14 protein-coding genes are annotated in these 18,471 nt (G+C 71.5%); 7 read left to right on the forward strand and 7 right to left on the reverse strand.

All coding sequences use genetic code 11. From position 1 onward, the window contains the following. Positions 1-75: 75 nt before the first annotated feature. Positions 76-1,416 carry an FAD-dependent oxidoreductase gene (locus tag ACZ7HT_RS20175; RefSeq protein ID WP_471167440.1) on the forward strand — a complete coding sequence of 447 codons (1,341 nt, stop codon included), beginning with the start codon at positions 76-78 and terminating at the stop codon, positions 1,414-1,416. Between the two features lie 80 nt (positions 1,417-1,496). After that, a complete protein-coding gene (locus ACZ7HT_RS20180) occupies positions 1,497-1,988 on the forward strand; it encodes a hypothetical protein (RefSeq protein WP_471167442.1) in 492 nt (163 codons plus the stop codon). Between the two features lie 33 nt (positions 1,989-2,021). Here ACZ7HT_RS20180 and hemE read toward each other — a convergent pair whose 3' ends face one another. After that, positions 2,022-3,098: a uroporphyrinogen decarboxylase gene (gene hemE, locus ACZ7HT_RS20185; RefSeq protein WP_471167445.1), complete on the reverse strand. Its 1,077-nt coding sequence runs from the start codon at positions 3,096-3,098 to the stop codon at positions 2,022-2,024. A 90-nt stretch (positions 3,099-3,188) separates the two neighbouring features. Here hemE and ACZ7HT_RS20190 point away from each other — a divergent pair, with 90 nt between their 5' ends. From ACZ7HT_RS20190 to ACZ7HT_RS20200, 3 genes are all read left to right on the forward strand, one after another. After that, a complete protein-coding gene (locus ACZ7HT_RS20190; protein ID WP_471167448.1) occupies positions 3,189-3,881 on the forward strand; it encodes a DUF3000 domain-containing protein in 693 nt (230 codons plus the stop codon). Between the two features lie 263 nt (positions 3,882-4,144). Then, positions 4,145-4,810, forward strand: coding sequence for a response regulator transcription factor (locus ACZ7HT_RS20195; protein ID WP_015037008.1), 666 nt, complete (start codon positions 4,145-4,147; stop codon positions 4,808-4,810). An 80-nt stretch (positions 4,811-4,890) separates the two neighbouring features. Continuing rightward, positions 4,891-6,174: an HRDC domain-containing protein gene (locus ACZ7HT_RS20200; protein WP_471167450.1), complete on the forward strand. Its 1,284-nt coding sequence runs from the start codon at positions 4,891-4,893 to the stop codon at positions 6,172-6,174. Positions 6,175-6,240: 66 nt separating this feature from the next. On the opposite strand, the gene ACZ7HT_RS20205 is transcribed toward ACZ7HT_RS20200, so the two are convergent. Beyond that, on the reverse strand, positions 6,241-7,362 hold the full coding sequence (locus tag ACZ7HT_RS20205) for an alpha/beta hydrolase (protein WP_471167452.1): 1,122 nt from the start codon (positions 7,360-7,362) through the stop codon (positions 6,241-6,243). Between the two features lie 296 nt (positions 7,363-7,658). Between ACZ7HT_RS20205 and ACZ7HT_RS20210 the strand changes: the two genes are divergently transcribed. Further along, positions 7,659-8,873 carry a thiolase family protein gene (locus ACZ7HT_RS20210; RefSeq protein ID WP_471167454.1) on the forward strand — a complete coding sequence of 405 codons (1,215 nt, stop codon included), beginning with the start codon at positions 7,659-7,661 and terminating at the stop codon, positions 8,871-8,873. Then, complete coding sequence (locus ACZ7HT_RS20215) at positions 8,870-11,008, forward strand: 3-hydroxyacyl-CoA dehydrogenase NAD-binding domain-containing protein (RefSeq protein ID WP_471167455.1); 2,139 nt, start codon at positions 8,870-8,872, stop codon at positions 11,006-11,008. The genes ACZ7HT_RS20210 and ACZ7HT_RS20215 overlap by 4 nt, the downstream gene beginning before the upstream one ends. A gap of 130 nt (positions 11,009-11,138) precedes the next feature. Here the strand turns inward: ACZ7HT_RS20215 and ACZ7HT_RS20220 are convergent, their stop codons facing one another. From ACZ7HT_RS20220 to ACZ7HT_RS20240, 5 genes are all read right to left on the reverse strand, one after another. Then, positions 11,139-12,215, reverse strand: a complete 1,077-nt coding sequence (locus tag ACZ7HT_RS20220) for a PLL family lectin (RefSeq protein ID WP_471167458.1) — start codon at positions 12,213-12,215, stop codon at positions 11,139-11,141. Positions 12,216-12,303: 88 nt separating this feature from the next. Further along, entirely contained in the window at positions 12,304-13,782 is a 1,479-nt protein-coding gene (locus ACZ7HT_RS20225; protein ID WP_471167461.1) for an amino acid permease, read from the reverse strand. A 155-nt stretch (positions 13,783-13,937) separates the two neighbouring features. Beyond that, positions 13,938-15,857: a 1-deoxy-D-xylulose-5-phosphate synthase gene (gene dxs, locus ACZ7HT_RS20230; RefSeq protein ID WP_471167463.1), complete on the reverse strand. Its 1,920-nt coding sequence runs from the start codon at positions 15,855-15,857 to the stop codon at positions 13,938-13,940. Positions 15,858-16,080: 223 nt separating this feature from the next. Continuing rightward, positions 16,081-17,370 carry a sugar ABC transporter permease gene (locus ACZ7HT_RS20235; protein WP_471167466.1) on the reverse strand — a complete coding sequence of 430 codons (1,290 nt, stop codon included), beginning with the start codon at positions 17,368-17,370 and terminating at the stop codon, positions 16,081-16,083. After that, positions 17,367-18,155: an ATP-binding cassette domain-containing protein gene (locus ACZ7HT_RS20240; RefSeq protein WP_167348157.1), complete on the reverse strand. Its 789-nt coding sequence runs from the start codon at positions 18,153-18,155 to the stop codon at positions 17,367-17,369. The genes ACZ7HT_RS20235 and ACZ7HT_RS20240 overlap by 4 nt, the downstream gene beginning before the upstream one ends. Between the last annotated feature and the right edge of the window lie 316 nt (positions 18,156-18,471).

The following is an 18,471-nucleotide window of genomic DNA, read 5'->3' on the forward strand; positions in this document are numbered from 1 at the left end:
TGCCCCCCCCCCTACCTTTCCATCAGGTCTCCGAGGCTCCCCGGGAAAGAACGCCTGGTGCCCCTCGGTGGCGACGTGGCTGTCCGTCCCCCCCCCCCCCAGGCGCGCAGGCTCAGGTCCCCCGGGGAGCTGGAGATCGTCGCCTTCGAGCGCGGGCACTTCTCCTCGTACTCGGCCTGCGGCATCCCGTACTGGGTCGGCGGTGACGTGGCCGAGCGCGGGGAGCTGATCGCGCGCTCCCCCGAGGAGCACCGGGCCCGTGACATCGGCCTGCGGACGCGGACCGAGGTGACGGAGATCGACGTCCCGGGGCAACGGGTCCGCTCGCGGGACCTGGAGGCGGGCACGGAGGCGTGGACGGGCTTCGACAAGCTGGTGATCGCGACCGGGGCCCGGCCGCTGCGCCCGCCGCTGCCGGGGATCGACGCGCCCGGGGTGCACGGGGTGCAGACCCTCGACGACGGCCAGGCGCTGCTCGACTCGCTGTCCGGTACGCCGGGCCGGCGGGCCGTCGTCGTGGGCGCCGGGTACATCGGCGTGGAGATGGCCGAGGCCCTGCTGAACCGGGGCTACGAGGTGACGGTGCTGACCCGGGGCGAGCAGCCGATGGCGACCCTCGATCCGGACATGGGGCGGCTGGTGCACCGGGCGATGGACGGCCTCGGGATCAGGACGGTCGTCTCGGCGGCGGTGACGAAGGTGCTGACGGGCGGGGACGGCAGGGTGCGGGCGGTGGCGACGGACGCCGACGAGTACCCGGCGGACGTGGTGGTGCTCGGTACGGGCGTGGTGCCGGAGACCTCGCTCGCGCGGGCGGCGGGGCTGCCGCTCGGGGCGTACGGGGGGCTGCTCACCGATCTGGCGATGCGGGTGCGGGGCCACGAGAACATCTGGGCCGGCGGTGACTGCGTGGAGGTCCTGGACCTGGTCTCGGGCCGGGAGCGGCACGTGCCGCTCGGCACCCACGCGAACAAGCACGGCCAGGTCATCGGCGCGAACGTGGGCGGCGGCTACGCGACCTTCCCGGGCGTGGTGGGCACGGCGGTGTCGAAGGTGTGCGACCTGGAGATCGCGCGGACGGGCCTGCGGGAGCGGGACGCCCGGGAGGTGGGACTGCGGTTCGTGACGGTGACGGTCGAGTCGACGAGCCGGGCGGGTTACTACCCGGGGGCCGCGCCGATGACGGTGAAGATGCTGGCCGAGCGGCGCACGGGCCGGCTGCTCGGGGTGCAGATCGTGGGCCGGGAGGGCGCGGCGAAGCGGGTGGACATCGCGGCGGTGGCGCTCACGGCGGGGATGACGGTGGAGGGGATGACGGCCCTGGACCTGGGGTACGCGCCGCCGTTCTCACCGGTGTGGGATCCCGTGCTCGTCGCGGCGCGCAAGGCGGTGGCGGCTGTTCGGGCGGCGGGATGACCCGAGCGGCGGATCACCCATGGTGACGAGTTGCCCGTGAAGAGTCACCGTGGGTGACTCTTCATATGATCCGACACAGCATGCGTGCGCTCTGCGCCGCCTCTCTCGTCATCGCCCCCCTCGCCCTGACCGCGACCCCCGCCCACGCCCAGACGACGTGCACCGTCAACGGGGTCTCCGTCAGCCCTGATCCCATGGGGGTGGTGAACGGCACCTCCGGCCCCGACCGCATCGTGTGCTCGGAGGTGGTCGCCGGCACCACGGTCAACGGCCTCGGCGGCGACGACTACATCGTGGTGAACGGCTCGGTCCTCGGCCACGTCGACGGCGGACCGGGCCGCGACTACCTCTCGGTCCGGTCCGTCGGGGGCGGCGGCCTCGTCGAGGGCAGCCCGGACTCGGACTACCTCACCGTCAGCGGCACGGTGGAACCCGGCGGGATCGTCCGCGGCAACACCGGCAACGACTTCCTCAGGGTCGACACCAACGACGGCACGACCAACGGCGGCGACGGCCTCGACGTCTGCCGGGTGCGGACGGGCAACAACCCGCCCATCAACTGCGAGTTCTGAGCGCACCCGGCATCCGCCACGCGGACGGCTCCCTCAGCGGGCCGTCCGCGTGTGCACGTACTCGACGAGGCGGGTCAGGGCGTCGGGGTCCATCGCCGGCATGACGCCGTGGCCCAGGTTGAAGACGTGCCCCTCCAGGCCCCGGGCGGCGGCCAGGACCTCGTCGGTCTTGGCCTCCACGACCTCGGTCGAGGCGAAGAGCACGGCCGGGTCCAGGTTGCCCTGGAGGGCCTTGCCGGGGCCGACGCGGCGGGCGGCCTCGTCGAGCGGGACGCGCCAGTCGACGCCGACGACGTCCGCGCCGGCCTCACCCATGAGGCCGAGCAGCTCGCCCGTACCCACGCCGAAGTGGATGCGCGGGACGCCGTAGCCGGCGACCGCGTCGAAGACCTTGGTGGAGGCCGGCATCACCGAGCGGCGGTAGTCGGCCGGGGCGAGGGCGCCGACCCAGGAGTCGAAGAGCTGCACGGCGGAGGCGCCGGCCTCGATCTGGACCTTGAGGAAGGCCGAGGTGATCTCGGCGAGGCGGTCGAGGAGGTCAGCCCAGAGCTGCGGGTCGCCGTACATCATGGCCTTGGTGCGCTCGTGGCTGCGCGACGGACCGCCCTCGACGAGGTAGCTCGCGAGGGTGAAAGGCGCACCGGCGAAGCCGATGAGCGGGGTGTCGCCCAGCTCGCCGGTGAGCATGCCGATGGCCTCGGTGACGTAGTGGACGTCCTCGGGGGTGAGGTCGCGCAGCCGGGCCAGGTCGGCGCGGGTGCGGATCGGGTCGGCGACGACCGGGCCGACGCCGGGCTTGATGTCGAGGTCGATGCCGATGGCCTTGAGGGGGACGACGATGTCGCTGAAGTAGATCGCGGCGTCGACCTTGTGGCGGCGGACCGGCTGGAGCGTGATCTCGGTGACGAGCTCGGGCCGCATGCACGATTCGAGCATCGGGATGCCCTCGCGGACCTTCAGGTACTCCGGGAGGGAGCGCCCGGCCTGCCGCATGAACCAGACGGGGGTGTGGGGCACCGGCTCGCGCCGGCACGCCTTGAGAAACGCGGAGTCGTACGTCCGCGACTGCTGCTTCTTCTGCTGGCCCTGCGGGCTGTCCATGGCACTCACGCCCAGAATCTTCGCATGTGGCGGGAAGCCGCTCGTCCGGGCCGGGTGTCCTCCCTGCACGGAGGCCCCGTTCCGCCTACTCTTCCCCGCATGGCTGCGGCTCAGGGACATTTTTCCGATCATTCCGACGGCGACCGAGGGAAGGACGAGACGGCGGACAGTACGGAGGCGAACCGGGTTCCGCCCGCGTTCCGGCGGGCGGTGGAGGCCTTGCGGTCTGCGAGGCTGCGGTCCGAGGTCGAGATCGACCCGACCAGGCCGCCGCAGCGGCTCGCCCCGTACGCGTACGCGGTGGAGGCGGCCGTCGTCGAGGGCGAGGAGGACCTGGCGGACGGGCGGCTCGTCCTGCTGCACGACCCGGACGGGCACGAGGCCTGGAAGGGTACGTTCCGTCTGGTGACCCTGATCCGGGCCGAGCTGGAGCCGGAGATGGCGGCGGACCCGCTGCTGCCCGAGGTGTGCTGGTCCTGGCTCACCGGGGCGATGGAGGCGCGGGGGCTCGCGTACGGGGAGGCGAGCGGGACCGTGACGATGGCGGGCTCGCACTACTTCGGCGGTCTCGCGGACCGCAGGCCGGCGACGCAGATCGAGATCCGGGCGTCCTGGACCCCGCGCGAGGGCCTGGGCGGGGTGCCGGACACGGGAGCGCACCTGGCGGCCTGGTGCGATCTGCTCTGCCAGATCGCCGGGCTGCCGCCCGCGCCGGCGGATCCGGGGGCGGGGACGGTGACGGGCGCGGGGGTCGTCTCGCTGCCCCAGCGCCGGGGGCCGCAGGGGGCCTGAGGGACGAGCTCGACGGGGCCCGCGGGGGGCCTGGAACGGGGCTTCTTCGTGTCCCTCGTGGGGGTGAAGGGGCGAAGGCCGCTCGTAGGATGATCGATCACGCGTCCGAATTGCCCTAATTATTACTCACCAAATCGTGATCTTTCCCTAAAGGCGGGCGGCCCAGCTGCCGAAGGAGTCAGTGACCCCTTCACAGCACGGGTTCGCCCCCGGCTTCTTCCCCGAGCCGGCTCCGTCCCGCACCCTTCCCCCCAGGAGGCCTGGTGTCCGTTCTCCTCGAGCAGCCCGCAAGCCTGGTCGCCTACCGCCCGAACAAGCCGACGGCCATGGTCGTCGTGGCCGACCCACGCGTCCGCTCCACCGTCACCCGCCACCTGTGGGCCCTCGGAGTGCGCGACGTGATCGAGGCGTCGTCCATCGCGGAGGCCCGTCCCCGCGTCGGCAACCCGCGCGACATCTGCGTTGCCGACGTCCACCTGCCCGACGGCAGCGGCCTGACCCTGCTGTCCGAGACCCGCGCCGCGGGCTGGCCCAACGGCCTCGCCCTCTCGGCCGCCGACGACATCGGCGCCGTACGCAACGCCCTGGCGGGCGGCGTGAAGGGCTACGTCGTCACCGGCACCCGGACCAACATCGGTCACCCGACCCGCCCCGGCGCCGCCCCCATCGGCGCCGCGGCGGCCCGTCTCGGCCACCGCCGCCCCCCGGGTGCCCCGAGCCACCCGGGCGGCTACCGCGAGCTCTCCGGCCGTGAGGTCGAGGTACTGCGGCTCGTCGCGGAGGGCCAGTCGAACAAGGCGATCGGCGTCTCCATGGGGCTGTCCGCCCTCACCGTCAAGAGCCACCTCGCCCGCATCGCCCGCAAGCTGGGCACCGGGGACCGCGCCGGCATGGTCGCGGTCGCCCTGCGGACGGGGATCATCCACTGACGGCCGGTGGACACGGGCCCGCGCCTGTCGACGGAACGTTCCGTCGGCGGGCGCTTGCCGTCGACCGATACCCTTGACACGTGACCGACGCCCAAGAGACCGCAGCAGACACAGCACTGCGCACCACCGGGGGCGGCCCCCCGGACGACGATGTCCCTGTGAATGGGCTTCCGATCCCGTTGCTGGAGCCCCGCGAGGGGATTCCGCCCGTCGTCGAGACGGCGGACGCCCTCGCCCAGGTGATCGCCGCGTTCGCCACCGGAAGCGGCCCCGTGGCCGTGGACGCCGAGCGCGCCTCCGGCTACCGCTACGGCCAGCGCGCCTACCTCGTCCAGCTCCGCCGCGAGGGCGCGGGCAGCGCGCTCATCGACCCCGTCGGCTGTCCCGACCTGTCGGGGCTCGGCGAGGCGCTCACCGGCACCGAGTGGATCCTGCACGCCGCGACCCAGGACCTCCCGTGCCTGCGCGACATAGGCATGCGCCCCTCCTCGCTCTTCGACACCGAGCTCGCCGGACGCCTCGCGGGCTTCCCGCGGGTCGGCCTCGGCGCGATGGTCGAGTCCGTCCTCGGCTACGCCCTGGAGAAGGGCCACTCCGCCGTGGACTGGTCCACCCGCCCGCTGCCCGATCCGTGGCTGCGGTACGCGGCGCTCGACGTCGAGCTCCTCGTCGACCTGCGCGACGCGCTGGAGAAGGAGCTCGACCGGCAGGGCAAGCTGGAGTGGGCCCACCAGGAGTTCGACGCGATCGCCGCGGCCCCGCCGGCCCCGCCCCGCAAGGACCCGTGGCGCCGCACCTCCGGCATGCACAAGGTGCGCCGCCGCCGCCAGATGGCGGTCGTACGGGAGCTGTGGACGGCCCGTGACAAGGTCGCCCAGCGGCGCGACGTCTCCCCCGGCAAGGTGCTGAGCGACGCGGCGATCGTGGAGGCCGCGCTCGCGGTCCCGCTGAACGTGGGCGCGCTCACCGCGCTGCCCGGTTTCGGCAACCGCATGGGCCGCCGTCAGCTGGAGCAGTGGCAGGCCGCGGTGGACCGCGCCAGGGCCCTCCCGGAGAGCGAGCTGCCCCAGCCGGGCCAGCAGGTCGCGGGCCCGCCCCCGCCGCGCGCCTGGGCGGACAAGGACCCGATCGCGGCGGCCCGCCTCGCGGCGGCGCGCACGGCGGTCTCGGCGCGCGCGGAGGAGCTGCACCTCCCCCAGGAGAACCTGATCACGCCGGACACCGTCCGCCGCGTCTGCTGGGAGCCGCCGTCCGCGGGGACTCCGGACGCGGTCGCGGCCGCCCTGAGCGGCTACGGCGCCCGCCCGTGGCAGGTCGAGCTGGTGGCCCCGCTCCTCCTCAAGGCGCTGGCCGCGAAGGCGTGACCCCGTCGGTGGAGCCCCCGGTGCCCGCAGAGGCGCCGGGGGCTCCGCCGTGTCGGGGGACGCGCCCTACGCCGGGCTGAGGTGGCCGTCGAGGTCCATGTCGAAGACGCCGTGGGTCTTGCCGTCGACCTTGAGGTGCTTGAGCCAGTTCTTCGAGAGCTCGTGCACGTTCCCGTGCTGTTTCTCCCACGGCACGGAATGCCCCGCGCAGAGCAGCTTGACCATCAGCTTGTGGGCGCCCGCGACGGAGTCGTACAGCGCGGGGACCGAGAAGTTGAGTTCCGGGTTGGGGCTGGGCGGTTTCGTGTTCGCCTGCCTGTCGGAATCCCCGTACACGAGCAGCACGGGCACGCTTCCGCCGAGCACCCCGCCCTGCGCCGCGGTGGTCTCGTTCCATCCCCACCGGGTGAAGTTCCTGTACCGGTTGAGCCCGTCGATGCCACCCCAGACGCTGCCGACCGGGTCGCTCTTCAGCAGCGCGTCCCAGACCGCGTCGACGATGCCGTCCTCGCGCTGACCGTCGCAGTGCACTTCGCCGGCCCAGTTCTGGTCGAGTCCCGGCTTCGTGCTGAGGTGGGTCGGGAAGCCCGGCACCGGCAGCGTGGCCGGCGGGTTCGAGGTGCCCTTGGGCGGGAAGATCGGCGCCAGCAGGAACAGGCTCTCGACCCTCTCGGGGTGCTTGACCGCGTACGGCCCCATCCAGAACGCGGCGGCGGACCAGCCGATGAAGGCGATCTTGTCCACCTGGCACAGCTCGCGGATGAACTTCACGACGGTGTCCAGCTCGTCCCAGTCGCTGTACGAGTCGTTCAGCTGGTACGGGTAGTTCGCCGGGCCCGGCGTGAATCCCGGCGGCCTCGGGGTCAACAGGTGCTGATGGGCGGGGTTGACGTTGCGGGGGTCGTCCATCTTGGGGCGCGCCGAGAGGCCGGAGCCCTGCAGGTCCATCATGAAAACGTCGTAGCCGGCCTGCGCCAGCGCCCCGGCCCAGCTGTACGACTTGTACCGGAGGTCGAAGCCCGGGAGTACCGGGACGCTCCGGCCGTGGAGCATGAGGACCGGCTTGCGGTCCTGCCCCGGGGGCGTGCCGTTGCGCTCCCGTACGAAGAGCTCGACCTCCTCGTCCTTGTTCGCGGGGACGCTGGACGTGTGCCAGACGTAGTGATCGGTGGTGATGACCTTCGCCATGGGAGTCCGTTCCGTGTGGGGGTCCGGGGCCGTGCGGCCCCGGCCCGGCCAGCGTCTTCCCGGCGGGGAACGGGCGCCATGGCACGGCGGCCCGCCTGGGCCATCGGGTTGTGGAACCCTCCGATCGGGCGGGCGCGCGGAGGGGGCGCACCGAGGGGCGGCGGATGTGACCTTCGCCGCTTGGCCCTCAAGGGGTGGGCAGCTTGGTTACCCGCAAGTAGCATGGGGGGAGCAAGCGCACGCTTAGGCGTGGGCCGCAGCAGCAGTGCCATCCCGCACCCTGGAGGAGAGCCATCGTGCCTCGTACCGTCAGGGACGTCGTCTTCGTCGACGGCGTCCGCACCCCGTTCGGCAAGGCGGGCCCGAAGGGCATCTACCACGAGACCCGCGCCGACGACCTCGTCGTGAAGGCCATCCGGGAGCTGCTGCGCCGCAACCCGGCCCTCGACCCGGCCAAGATCGACGAGGTCGCCATCGCCGCGACCACGCAGATCGGCGACCAGGGCCTCACCCTCGGCCGCACGGCGGGCATCCTCGCCGGGCTGCCGCAGTCGGTGCCGGGCTACTCCATCGACCGCATGTGCGCCGGCGCGCTGACCGCCGTGACGACGACGGCCGGTTCGATCGCCTTCGGCGCGTACGACGCCGTCATCGCCGGTGGCGTCGAGCACATGGGCCGCCACCCCATGGGCGAGGGCGTCGACCCGAACCCGCGGTTCGTCAGCGAGAAGCTGGTCGACGAGTCCGCCCTCTTCATGGGCATGACCGCCGAGAACCTGCACGACCGCTACCCGAGCATCACCAAGCAGCGCGCCGACGAGTACGCCGTGCGCTCGCAGGAGAAGGCCGCCAAGGCGTACGCCGACGGCAAGATCCAGCAGGACCTGGTGCCGATCTCGGTCCGCCGCACCGACGCCTCCACCGGCGAGACCGGCTGGGGCCTGGTCACCGCCGACGAGCCGATGCGCCCGGGCACCACCCTGGAGTCGCTGGCGAACCTGAAGACGCCGTTCCGCGTCCACGGCAACGTCACCGCGGGCAACGCGGCCGGCCTGAACGACGGCGCCACCGCCTCGATCATCGCCTCCGAGGACTTCGCCCGCGAGAACAACCTCCCGGTCAAGATGCGCCTCGTCTCGTACGCCTTCGCCGGCGTCGAGCCCGAGGTCATGGGCTACGGCCCGATCCCGGCCACCGAGAAGGCCCTCGCCAAGTCCGGCCTGTCCATCGAGGACATCGGCCTCTTCGAGATCAACGAGGCCTTCGCGGTCCAGGTCCTCGCGTTCCTGGAGCACTACGGCATCGCCGACGACGACGCCCGCGTCAACCAGTACGGCGGCGCCATCGCGTACGGCCACCCGCTCGCCTCCTCCGGCGTCCGTCTGATGACGCAGCTGGCCCGCCAGTTCGAGGAGAACCCGCAGGTCCGCTACGGCCTCAACACCATGTGCGTCGGCTTCGGCATGGGCGCGACGGTCATCTGGGAGAACCCCCACTGGGAGGGCAAGTGAGCACCACCGCCGAGCTTCTGAAGGGCGCCGCCGAGCTCTTCCCGGACGAGGTCGTGACCTCGGCCCACGTACGGCACTTCGAACTCCCGGCGAACGCCGGCCGGTTCGCGCTGATCACGCTGGACAACGGCTTCGACCACACCAAGCCGACCACCTTCGGCCCCCAGTCCCTCGCCAACCTGAACACGGCGATCGACCAGGTCGAGGCCGAGGCCGCGAACGGTGAGATCGTCGGCGTCGGCATCACCGGCAAGCCGTTCATCTTCGCCGTCGGCGCCGACCTCAAGGGCGTCGAGCTGCTGAAGAAGCACGACGATGCGCTCGCCATCGGCAAGGGCGGCCACGACGTCTTCAAGCGTCTGTCCGCGCTCGCCGTGCCGACCTTCGCGTACTACAACGGCGCGGCCATGGGCGGCGGCGTCGAGGTCGGTCTGCACTGCACCTACCGCACGGTGTCGAAGGCCCTCCCGGCCTTCTCGCTGCCCGAGGTCTTCCTCGGTCTCGTCCCGGGCTGGGGCGGCTGCGCGATTCTGCCGAACCTGATCGGCGCCGAGAAGGCCGTCTCGGTCATCATCGAGAACAGCCTCAACCAGAACCGCCAGCTCAAGGGCAAGCAGGTCTTCGAGCTCGGCATCGCCGACGCCCTCTTCGAGGGCGCCGACTTCCTGGAGCAGTCCCTCATCTGGACCGCGTCCGTCCTCAAGGGCGACGTCTCCGTGGACCGCCCCGAGATCGACCGCGGCGAGGCCTGGGACCAGGCCGTCGCCAAGGGCCGTCTCGTCGCCGACTCCAAGGTGCACGGCGCCGCCCCCGCCGCCTACCGCGCCCTCGACATCATCGAGGCCGCCAAGGACGGCGACCTGCAGAAGGGCTTCGACGCCGAGGACCAGGCCCTCGCCGACCTGATCATGGGCGGCGAGCTGCGCTCCGGCATCTACGCCTTCAACCTGGTGCAGAAGCGCGGCAAGCGCCCCGCCGGCGCCCCGGACAAGTCGCTGGCCCGCCCGGTCACCAAGGTCGGTGTCGTCGGCGCCGGTCTGATGGCCTCCCAGCTGGCCCTGCTCTTCCTGCGCCGCCTCGAGGTGCCGGTCGTCCTGACCGACATCGACCAGGAGCGCATCGACAAGGGCGTGGGCTACGTCCACGGCGAGATCGAGAAGCTGCTCGGCAAGGGCCGCATCAACCAGGACAAGGCCAACCGTCTCAAGGGCCTGGTCTCCGGTGTCCTCGACAAGGCCGAGGGCTTCGCGGACGCGGACTTCATCATCGAGGCCGTGTTCGAGGAGATGGGCGTCAAGCAGCAGGTGTTCGCGGAGGTCGAGGCGGTCGCCCCGGCGCACGCGATCCTCGCCACCAACACCTCCTCGCTGTCCGTCTCCGAGATGGCGTCCAAGCTCCAGCACCCGGAGCGCGTGGTCGGCTTCCACTTCTTCAACCCGGTCGCGATCCTCCCGCTCCTGGAGATCGTCCGCGGCGAGAAGACGGACGACGCCTCCCTGGCCACCGCCTTCGGTGTCGCCAAGAAGCTGAAGAAGACCGCGGTCCTCACCAAGGACGCCCCGGCGTTCGTCGTGAACCGCATCCTGACCCGCTTCATGGGCGAGATCCAGAACATCATCGACGAGGGCACCCCGGTGGCCGTGGCGGAGAAGGCGGTCGAGCCGCTCGGCCTGCCGATGTCGCCGCTGGTCCTCCTGGAGCTCGTCGGCCCGGCCATCGGTCTGCACGTCTCCGAGACGCTGAACCGCTCCTTCCCCGAGCGCTTCAAGGTCTCCCCCAACCTGAAGGCCGTCGTCGAGGCCGGCAAGCGCGGCTTCTACGTCTACAACGCGGAGAACGGCTTCAAGCCGGAGCTCGACCCCGAGGTCGCCGCGCTCCTCAAGCAGGGCGACGTCGTCCTGACGGAGGAGCAGGCCCGCGACCGCGTCCTGGACGCGGTGGCGCAGGAGATCGGCCTGATGCTGGAGGAGGGTGTCGTCGCCGAGGCGCAGGACATCGACCTCTGCCTGATCACCGGTGCGGGCTGGCCCTTCCACCTGGGCGGCATCACGCCGTACCTGGACCGTGAGGGCGTCTCCGAGCGCGTCAACGGCAAGCGTTTCCTCGCCCAGGGCGTGGCGAGCGTCCCGGCGTAACGCCTCATGTGAAAGGCCCCGGCACCTGGGAAGGTGCCGGGGCCTTTCGCGTACGTGCCGGGGCCTTTCGCGTACCTGCCGGGGCACTTCGCGTACGTGCCGGGGCCTTCGCGTACGTGCCGGGCCGGGCTCAGCCTATGGAGCGCCAGCCTTCGAGCAGCAGCCCTTCGGCGCCCACCTTCTGACGGGTGGTGACCGGCGGGCGGCCGTCGGCCGCGGTCATCGCGACCAGACCGCCGTCGAGGCCCCGGGTGAGGACGGCGTTCAGGCTCCTGTGCCGCTCCCCCGTCTCCGACCAGCTCAGGCCTTCCGACTCCTGCTCGCTGGGGTAGGCGGCGAGGGCGAGCCGGCCGTCCTCGGACTGCTGGGCGAGGACCGTGCAGTCGAAGCCGTCGATGAGGCAGCGGGTGACGGACAGACGGCCGGTGCCGGCCGCCTTGCCCAGCGGCGTCGGCTCCAGGGAGCGCTCCGGCGACCAGGCGGTGACCTGGCTCTCCTGGTCGAGGTAGAAGAGCGTCACGTGCCCGGAGGGGCCGGTGACCGCCGCGAGGGTGCCCATCGTCACGGAGGCGGGCAGGATCTCCTCGCGGACCGGCTTCGCCCCCGCCTCGCGCTGCACGTAGCGGGCGAGGCCCGTGGCGTGCGAGGTGTACAGCTCGACCATGCCCGCGCCGTTGGTGACGGCGACCGGCGAGGGGTCGGTCCGCGAACCCTTCAGGTCCCACCAGGGGTGCCAGCCGCCCGCGTCCTTCTGGGCGCGGCAGCTGATGCCGCCGCCCCCGTTCCGTACGAAGGCGTAGACGCGGCCCTGGGCGTCCACGGCGACCGCGGGGTTGCCCATCCAGGGCCCCTTGCCGTTGGAGTGGCCCAGGGACCGCCAGGGGGCCGCCGGGCGGCCCGTCTGGAACTGGACGGCGTGCACCAGCTCGACGTGCCCCTCGTCGCCGCCCGTGGGCCGCAGGCCGACGAGGTGGACGTAGCGGTCGGCGCCCTGGCCGACGGCGAGGAAGGGGGTCAGTCCGTCGCCGCCGAGGGAGACGGGGCCGCTCCAGCCGCCGGGCTCCTCGGTCCAGCGCACCACCTCTCCGTCCCGGGGCAGGTAGGCGCTGAACCGGCCCTCCTCCCCTCTGGTCAGCCAGCCGCCCTGGAGCACGGGGGCGGCGGGGCCGCTGGAACGGTCGTCGGTGGCCTGGGATCGATTCGCCATGGGGGGATCCAGCACTCCGGTCGTCGGGAGGAGTTCGGGTACGAACCGACTGTAGTCGCCCTCCCGGACGGTCTCCGACCCCCGGGGATCAGTACCTGGCGTCCTGGCCCAGCTTGCCGAGCCGGCTGTGACCGCGCCCGTACAGGAAGTACACGACCAGGCCGATCACCATCCAGACGGCGAACCGGAACCAGGTCTCGCCCGGCAGGTTGAGCATGAGCCAGAACGAGGCGGCGATGGAGAGGATCGGCAGCACGGGCACCCACGGGGTGCGGAAGGCGCGCGGCAGATCAGGGCGGGTGCGGCGGAGCACCATGACGCCGACGGCGACGACGACGAAGGCGAAGAGGGTGCCGATGTTCACCAGGGTCGCGAGTTCGTTGATGCTGGTGAAGCCGGCGACGATGGCGATGATCACACCGAGCAGGATGGTCGGCCGGTACGGGGTCCTGAACTTCGGGTGCGTGATGGAGAAGAAGCGCGGCAGCAGCCCGTCGCGGCTCATCGCGAAGAAGACGCGGGTCTGGCCGAGCAGCAGGATCAGACAGACCGTGGTGAGGCCGACGGCGGCGCCGAAGCTGATCACGCCCGCGTACCAGGGGTGTCCGGCGGCCTTGAAGGCGTCGGCGAGCGGGGCGCTGGTGGACAGGTTGGTGTACTTCTCCATGCCGGTGACGACGAGGGCGACCGCCACGTACAGCACGGTGCAGATGAGGAGCGAGCCGAGGATGCCCCGGGGCATGTCGCGCTGCGGCAGCTTGGTCTCCTCGGCCGCCGTGGCCACCACGTCGAAGCCGATGAAGGCGAAGAAGACGACGGAGGCGGCGGTGAAGATGCCCATGACGCCGAAGTTGGTCGGCTCGTAGCCGAAGATCAGCTGGACCATCGGGGAGGTCCAGCCGGAGGTGCCGCCGGGCGGGCTGACGGCCGGCGGGATGAAGGGGTCGTAGTTGTCGCCGACGATGAAGAACAGGCCGGCGACGATCACGATCATCACCACGGTCACCTTGATCGCGACGACGACCGCGGTGATCCGCGCGGAGAGCTTCATGCCGAGGACGAGGACCACGGTCAGCACGAGGACGAGGAGGAAGGCCAGGATGTCGAAGGTGCCGCCGCCGACGTCCGGGCCTTCGAGCGAGGCCGGCAGGTGCCAGCCGATGTTGTCCATCAGGGATCTGACGTACCCGGACCAGCCGACGGCGACCACCGCCGTGCCGAGGGCGAACTCCAGGACGAGGTCCCAGCCGATGATCCAGGCGGGCAGCTCGCCGATCGACGCGTACGCGAAGGTGTACGCCGATCCGGCCACCGGCACCGTCGAGGCGAACTCGGCGTAGCACAGGGCGGCGAGGGCGCAGACGATGCCCGCGGCGACGAAGGCCAGGGCCGTGGCCGGGCCCGCGTTCTCCTTGGCCACCTTGCCGGTGAGGACGAAGATGCCGGTGCCGATGATGACGCCGACACCGAACACCGTCAGGTCCCAGGCCGACAGGGACTTCTTGAGCGCGTGCTCCGGCTCCTCCGTGTCGCGGATCGACTGTTCGACCGATTTGGTCCGGAACATTCCTGTATTGGCGCGTGGCTGTTGGTCCGTACTCACGTCCACCTCCCTGCCTTGGGGCTGCCCGCCCTGAGGTCAGAATGCACGCGAAAGGGCCGGTCGGCACTCCGAAGAGTGAGCCGACCGGCCCAAGGGTGACGCCGGGTGATGGTGGTCCGTCAGTCGCGCGCGGGCTCCACGGCCTTGGCGCTGCTCTCGAACCTTCCGTCGAGCCGCGAGACCAGACCGGTGACCTGGCGCGCGATGTCGGGGGCGGTAAGACCGATCTCGGCCAGGACCTCGCCCCGGGAGGCGTGGTCGAGGAAGCGCGGCGGGATGCCGAAGTCACGCAGCGGCACGTCCACACCGGCGTCGCGCAGCGCCTGGGCGACGGCGGAGCCGACACCGCCGACGCGGCTGTTGTCCTCGACGGTGACGACGACCCGGTGCTGCTCGGCGAGCGGGGCGAGGGCCTCGTCGACGGGCTTGACCCAGCGGGGGTCGACGACGGTGGTGGAGATGCCCTGCCGGTCCAGGAGGTCGGCGATCTCCAGGCACATGGGCGCCAGGGCGCCCACGGAGACCAGGAGGACGTCGGGCCTGTCGCTGCCGGGCTCGCGGAGCACGTCCATGCCGCCGACGCGGCGCAGGGCGGGGACGGCCGGGCCGACCGCGCCCTTGGAGAAGCGGACCACGGTGGGGGCGTCGGTGACCTCGACGGCCTCGCGCAGCTGGGCGCGGACCTGGTCGGCGTCGCGCGGGGCGGCGAGCCGCAGGCCGGGCACGACCTGGAGGATCGACATGTCCCACATGCCGTTGTGCGAGGCGCCGTCGGTGCCGGTGACACCGGCCCGGTCCAGGACGAAGGTGACGCCGCACTTGTGCAGGGCCACGTCCATCAGGACCTGGTCGAAGGCGCGGTTGAGGAAGGTCGCGTAGACCGCGAAGACCGGGTGGAGGCCGCCGGTGGCGAGGCCGGCCGCGGAGACCGCGCCGTGCTGCTCGGCGATGCCGACGTCGAAGACCCGCTCGGGGAAGGCCTTGGCGAACTTGTCGAGGCCGACGGGCTGGAGCATGGCCGCCGTGATGGCGACGATGTCCTCGCGCTCCTTGCCGAGCGCCACCATCTCCTGGCCGAAGACCGAGGTCCAGTCGGCGCCCGAGGAGGCGATGGGCAGGCCGGTGTCGGGGTGGATCTTGCCGACGGCGTGGAAGCGGTCCGCCTCGTCCTGGAGGGCGGGCTGGTAGCCGCGGCCCTTCTCGGTGAGGCAGTGGACGATGACGGGGCCGCCGAAGCGCTTGGCGCGCGTGAGGGCGGACTCCAGGGCCTCGATGTCGTGTCCGTCGATGGGGCCGACGTACTTCAGGCCGAGGTCCTCGAACATGCCCTGCGGGGCGATGAAGTCCTTGAGGCCCTTCTTGGCGCCGTGCAGGGTCTCGTAGAGCGGCTTCCCGACGACCGGGGTGCGCTCCAGGATGTCCTTGCCGCGGGCGAGGAAGCGCTCGTAGCCGTCGGTGGTGCGCAGGGTGGCCAGGTGGTTGGCGAGGCCGCCGATGGTGGGCGCGTAGGAGCGCTCGTTGTCGTTGACGACGATGACGAGGGGGCGGTCCTTGGCGGCGGCGATGTTGTTCAGCGCCTCCCAGGCCATGCCGCCGGTGAGGGCGCCGTCGCCGATGACCGCGACGACGTGGTCGTCCTTCTTCAGGACCTCGTTCGCCTTGGCCAGGCCGTCGGCCCAGCCGAGGACGGTCGAGGCGTGCGAGTTCTCGATGACGTCGTGCTCGGACTCGGCCTGCGAGGGGTAGCCGGACAGGCCGCCCTTCATCTTGAGCTTCGAGAAGTCCTGGCGCCCCGTGAGGAGCTTGTGGACGTAGCTCTGGTGGCCGGTGTCCCAGAGGACCTTGTCCTTCGGGGAGTCGAACACCCGGTGCAGGGCGATGGTCAGCTCGACCACACCGAGGTTGGGGCCGAGGTGCCCGCCGGTCTTGGAGACGGCGTCCACGAGGAACGTCCTGATCTCGTCGGCCAGCTGGTCCAGCTGTTCCGGGGAGAGCCGGTCCAGATCTCGCGGTCCCCTGATACGGGTCAGCAGAGCCACCCGTTCCTCCTTGCTTTGAGCTGGTCGAGCTTGCCGATTTGTCGAGTCTAATGTTCCGTCTTGGATCGTGGGCATCGGGCCTTGGGGTGAGGCGTCACCCGCACGGCCGACAAGCCGCTGATCTGTACGGCTCTGTACGCGCGCGCGTACTGGTCGCGCGTACTCGTCCGGACGCGCCGCAGCCCGGCACCGGTTTCCCGGTGCCGGGCTGATGTGACGGGTGTTACGCGCGGCCGGCCGTCTTCTGCGTGCGGCGGGAGACCGAGTCGATGATCACGGCGATCAGCAGGACCGCTCCGGTGATCATGTACTGGATCGCGTTCGAGGACAGGTTCATCTGGTTGAGGCCCTGGACGATCGACTGGATGACCAGGATGCCCAGGAGCGCCGACCAGACCTTGCCGCGTCCGCCGAACAGGGACGTGCCGCCGATGACCGCGGCGGCGATGCACATCATCAGCTGGTTGCCGCCGCCGAGGGAGCGGTCGGCGCCGCCGGTCGCGGAGGCGAGGAAGAGGCCGCCGACGGCGCCCATCGTGCCGGAGATCATGAAGACCGAGATCCGGATCCAGTCCACGTTGATGCCGGCGCGGCGGGCGGCCTCGATGCCGCCGCCGACCGCGAAGACCTGACGGCCGTACGTGGTGCGGCGCAGGACGAAGTCGGTGGCGAGCAGGATCACCAGGAAGATCACCAGGGAGAGCGGCAGGCCCTTCTCCTGGTTGAAGCCGTACGCGGCGACGAGGACCAGGACCGCGAGGACGGCGGTGCGCAGGATGATCTCGCTCTGCGGGCGGTGCGGCAGCTCGGCGGCCTTGCGGCGGCGGGAGTCCCGCAGCTGGGCGAGGTAGAAGCCGGCGATGACGGCCACGGCGAGGCCGTAGGCGGCGGCGACGTCGGAGAAGTAGTACTTGGTGAGGTCCTCGACGAAGCTGCCGATCGGGGTGGGGATGGTCGACCGGTCGCCCATCACCCAGGTCTGCAGACCGGCCCAGCCGAGGAAGCCGGCGAGGGTGACGACGAAGGCGGGCACGCCGATCTTGGCGAAGACCATGCCGTGGAAGGCGCCGATCAGGGTGCCGGACAGGATGCCGAGGAGGATGGCGAGGCCGTCGGGCATGTCGGTGCCGAGCACGCCCCAGACCGAGCCGGCCAGACCCGCCACGGAGCCGACGGCGAGGTCGATCTCGCCGAGCAGCAGGACGAAGACGATGCCGACGGCCATGATGCCGGGGCCGACCGCGTACAGCGTGATCTGGTCGAGGTTGTACGAGGTGATGAAGTTGCCGGTGAGGGCCTGGAAGACGATGCCGATGACGATCAGGCCGACGACGACGGGCAGCGAGCCGATCTCACCCGAGCGGATCTTGCGCTTGAACTCGTCGACGTAGCCCTTGAAGCCCTGCTCGCGGACGAGGAGGCGGGGGTCGACGGCGGGGATCGCGGCGGTGGTCGGCGGCTCGGTGCGGGGCTCGGGCACGGTGTCCTCGGAGGTGCTGGGGGTCGTGCTCACTTCGCTACCTCCGCGTTGCGGGCCTGGCGGCGGGTCACGGCGTTGTCCGTGGCACCGGTGATCGCGGCGATGATCTCTTCGTGCGTGGTGGTGGCCACCGGGAAGGTGCCGTTGTTGCGGCCCAGGCGGAGCACGGCCACGGTGTCGGCGACGGCCTTCACGTCGGCCATGTTGTGGCTGATGAGGATGACGCCGAGGCCCTGCTCGCGCAGCCGCTCGACCAGGTCGAGGACCTGTGCGGTCTGCTCGACGCCGAGCGCGGCGGTGGGCTCGTCCAGGATCACGATCTTGGGGTCGCCGACCAGGGCGCGGGCGATGGCGACGACCTGCCGCTGGCCGCCGGAGAGGGCGGCGACGGGGATGCGGACGCTGGGGATGCGGATGGAGAGCGTGGAGAGCAGGTCCTTGGCCCGCTTCTCCATGGCGACCTCGTCGAGGACGCCGCCCTTCTTGATCTCGCGGCCGAGGAACAGGTTGGCGACGACGTCGAGGTTGTCGCAGAGCGCGAGGTCCTGGTAGACGGTCGCGACACCGAGGTTCTGGGAGTCGTGCGGGCGCTGGATCTCGACCTGCTCGCCCTCCCACTCGATGACGCCCTCGTCGATGGGGTGCACGCCGGCGATCGTCTTGACCAGCGTGGACTTTCCCGCTCCGTTGTCGCCGACGAGCGCGACGACCTCTCCTGCGTGGACTTCGAGATCGACACCGGAGAGGACCTGGACCGCTCCGAATCGCTTGAAGATCCCGCGCAACGCCAGCACGGGCGTCTGGGACACGTGAACCAACTCCTTCGCCGCCCGGGGAGGGGCAGCGGCAATGTCGCGCCGCCGGTGCAGCGCCGAAGTTTCGAGGGGGGCTGAGCTCGTCCGGCCCCCGGACCGACAGCGGGGTCTGGGTCGGCCGGGGGCCGGACGGGCTTGGGGGACGGATCCGGACGTCGTACGCCGCCTTGTCACCGGGGGTCTTCACCCTCTGTACTCGGGGCGGCGGCGCCCGCTTCGGGGGCGCCAGGGCCTGGGGGGGGGGGGGTGGGGGGGGGGGGGGGGGGGGGGGGGAAGGGGGGGGGGGGGGGGGGGGGGGGGGGGGGGGGGGCCAGGGGGG

This window comes from Streptomyces sp. NPDC037410 (assembly GCF_055602235.1).

Excerpts from the sequence above, each read along its gene's own strand:
- ACZ7HT_RS20180 (WP_471167442.1), top strand. The coding sequence starts at position 1,497 with ATGCGTGCGCTCTGCGCCGCCTCTCTCGTCATCGCCCCCCTCGCCCTG.
- ACZ7HT_RS20190 (WP_471167448.1), top strand. The coding sequence starts at position 3,189 with ATGGCTGCGGCTCAGGGACATTTTTCCGATCATTCCGACGGCGACCGA.
- ACZ7HT_RS20205 (WP_471167452.1), bottom strand. The coding sequence starts at position 7,362 with ATGGCGAAGGTCATCACCACCGATCACTACGTCTGGCACACGTCCAGC.
- ACZ7HT_RS20220 (WP_471167458.1), bottom strand. The coding sequence starts at position 12,215 with ATGGCGAATCGATCCCAGGCCACCGACGACCGTTCCAGCGGCCCCGCC.
- ACZ7HT_RS20225 (WP_471167461.1), bottom strand. The coding sequence starts at position 13,782 with ATGTTCCGGACCAAATCGGTCGAACAGTCGATCCGCGACACGGAGGAG.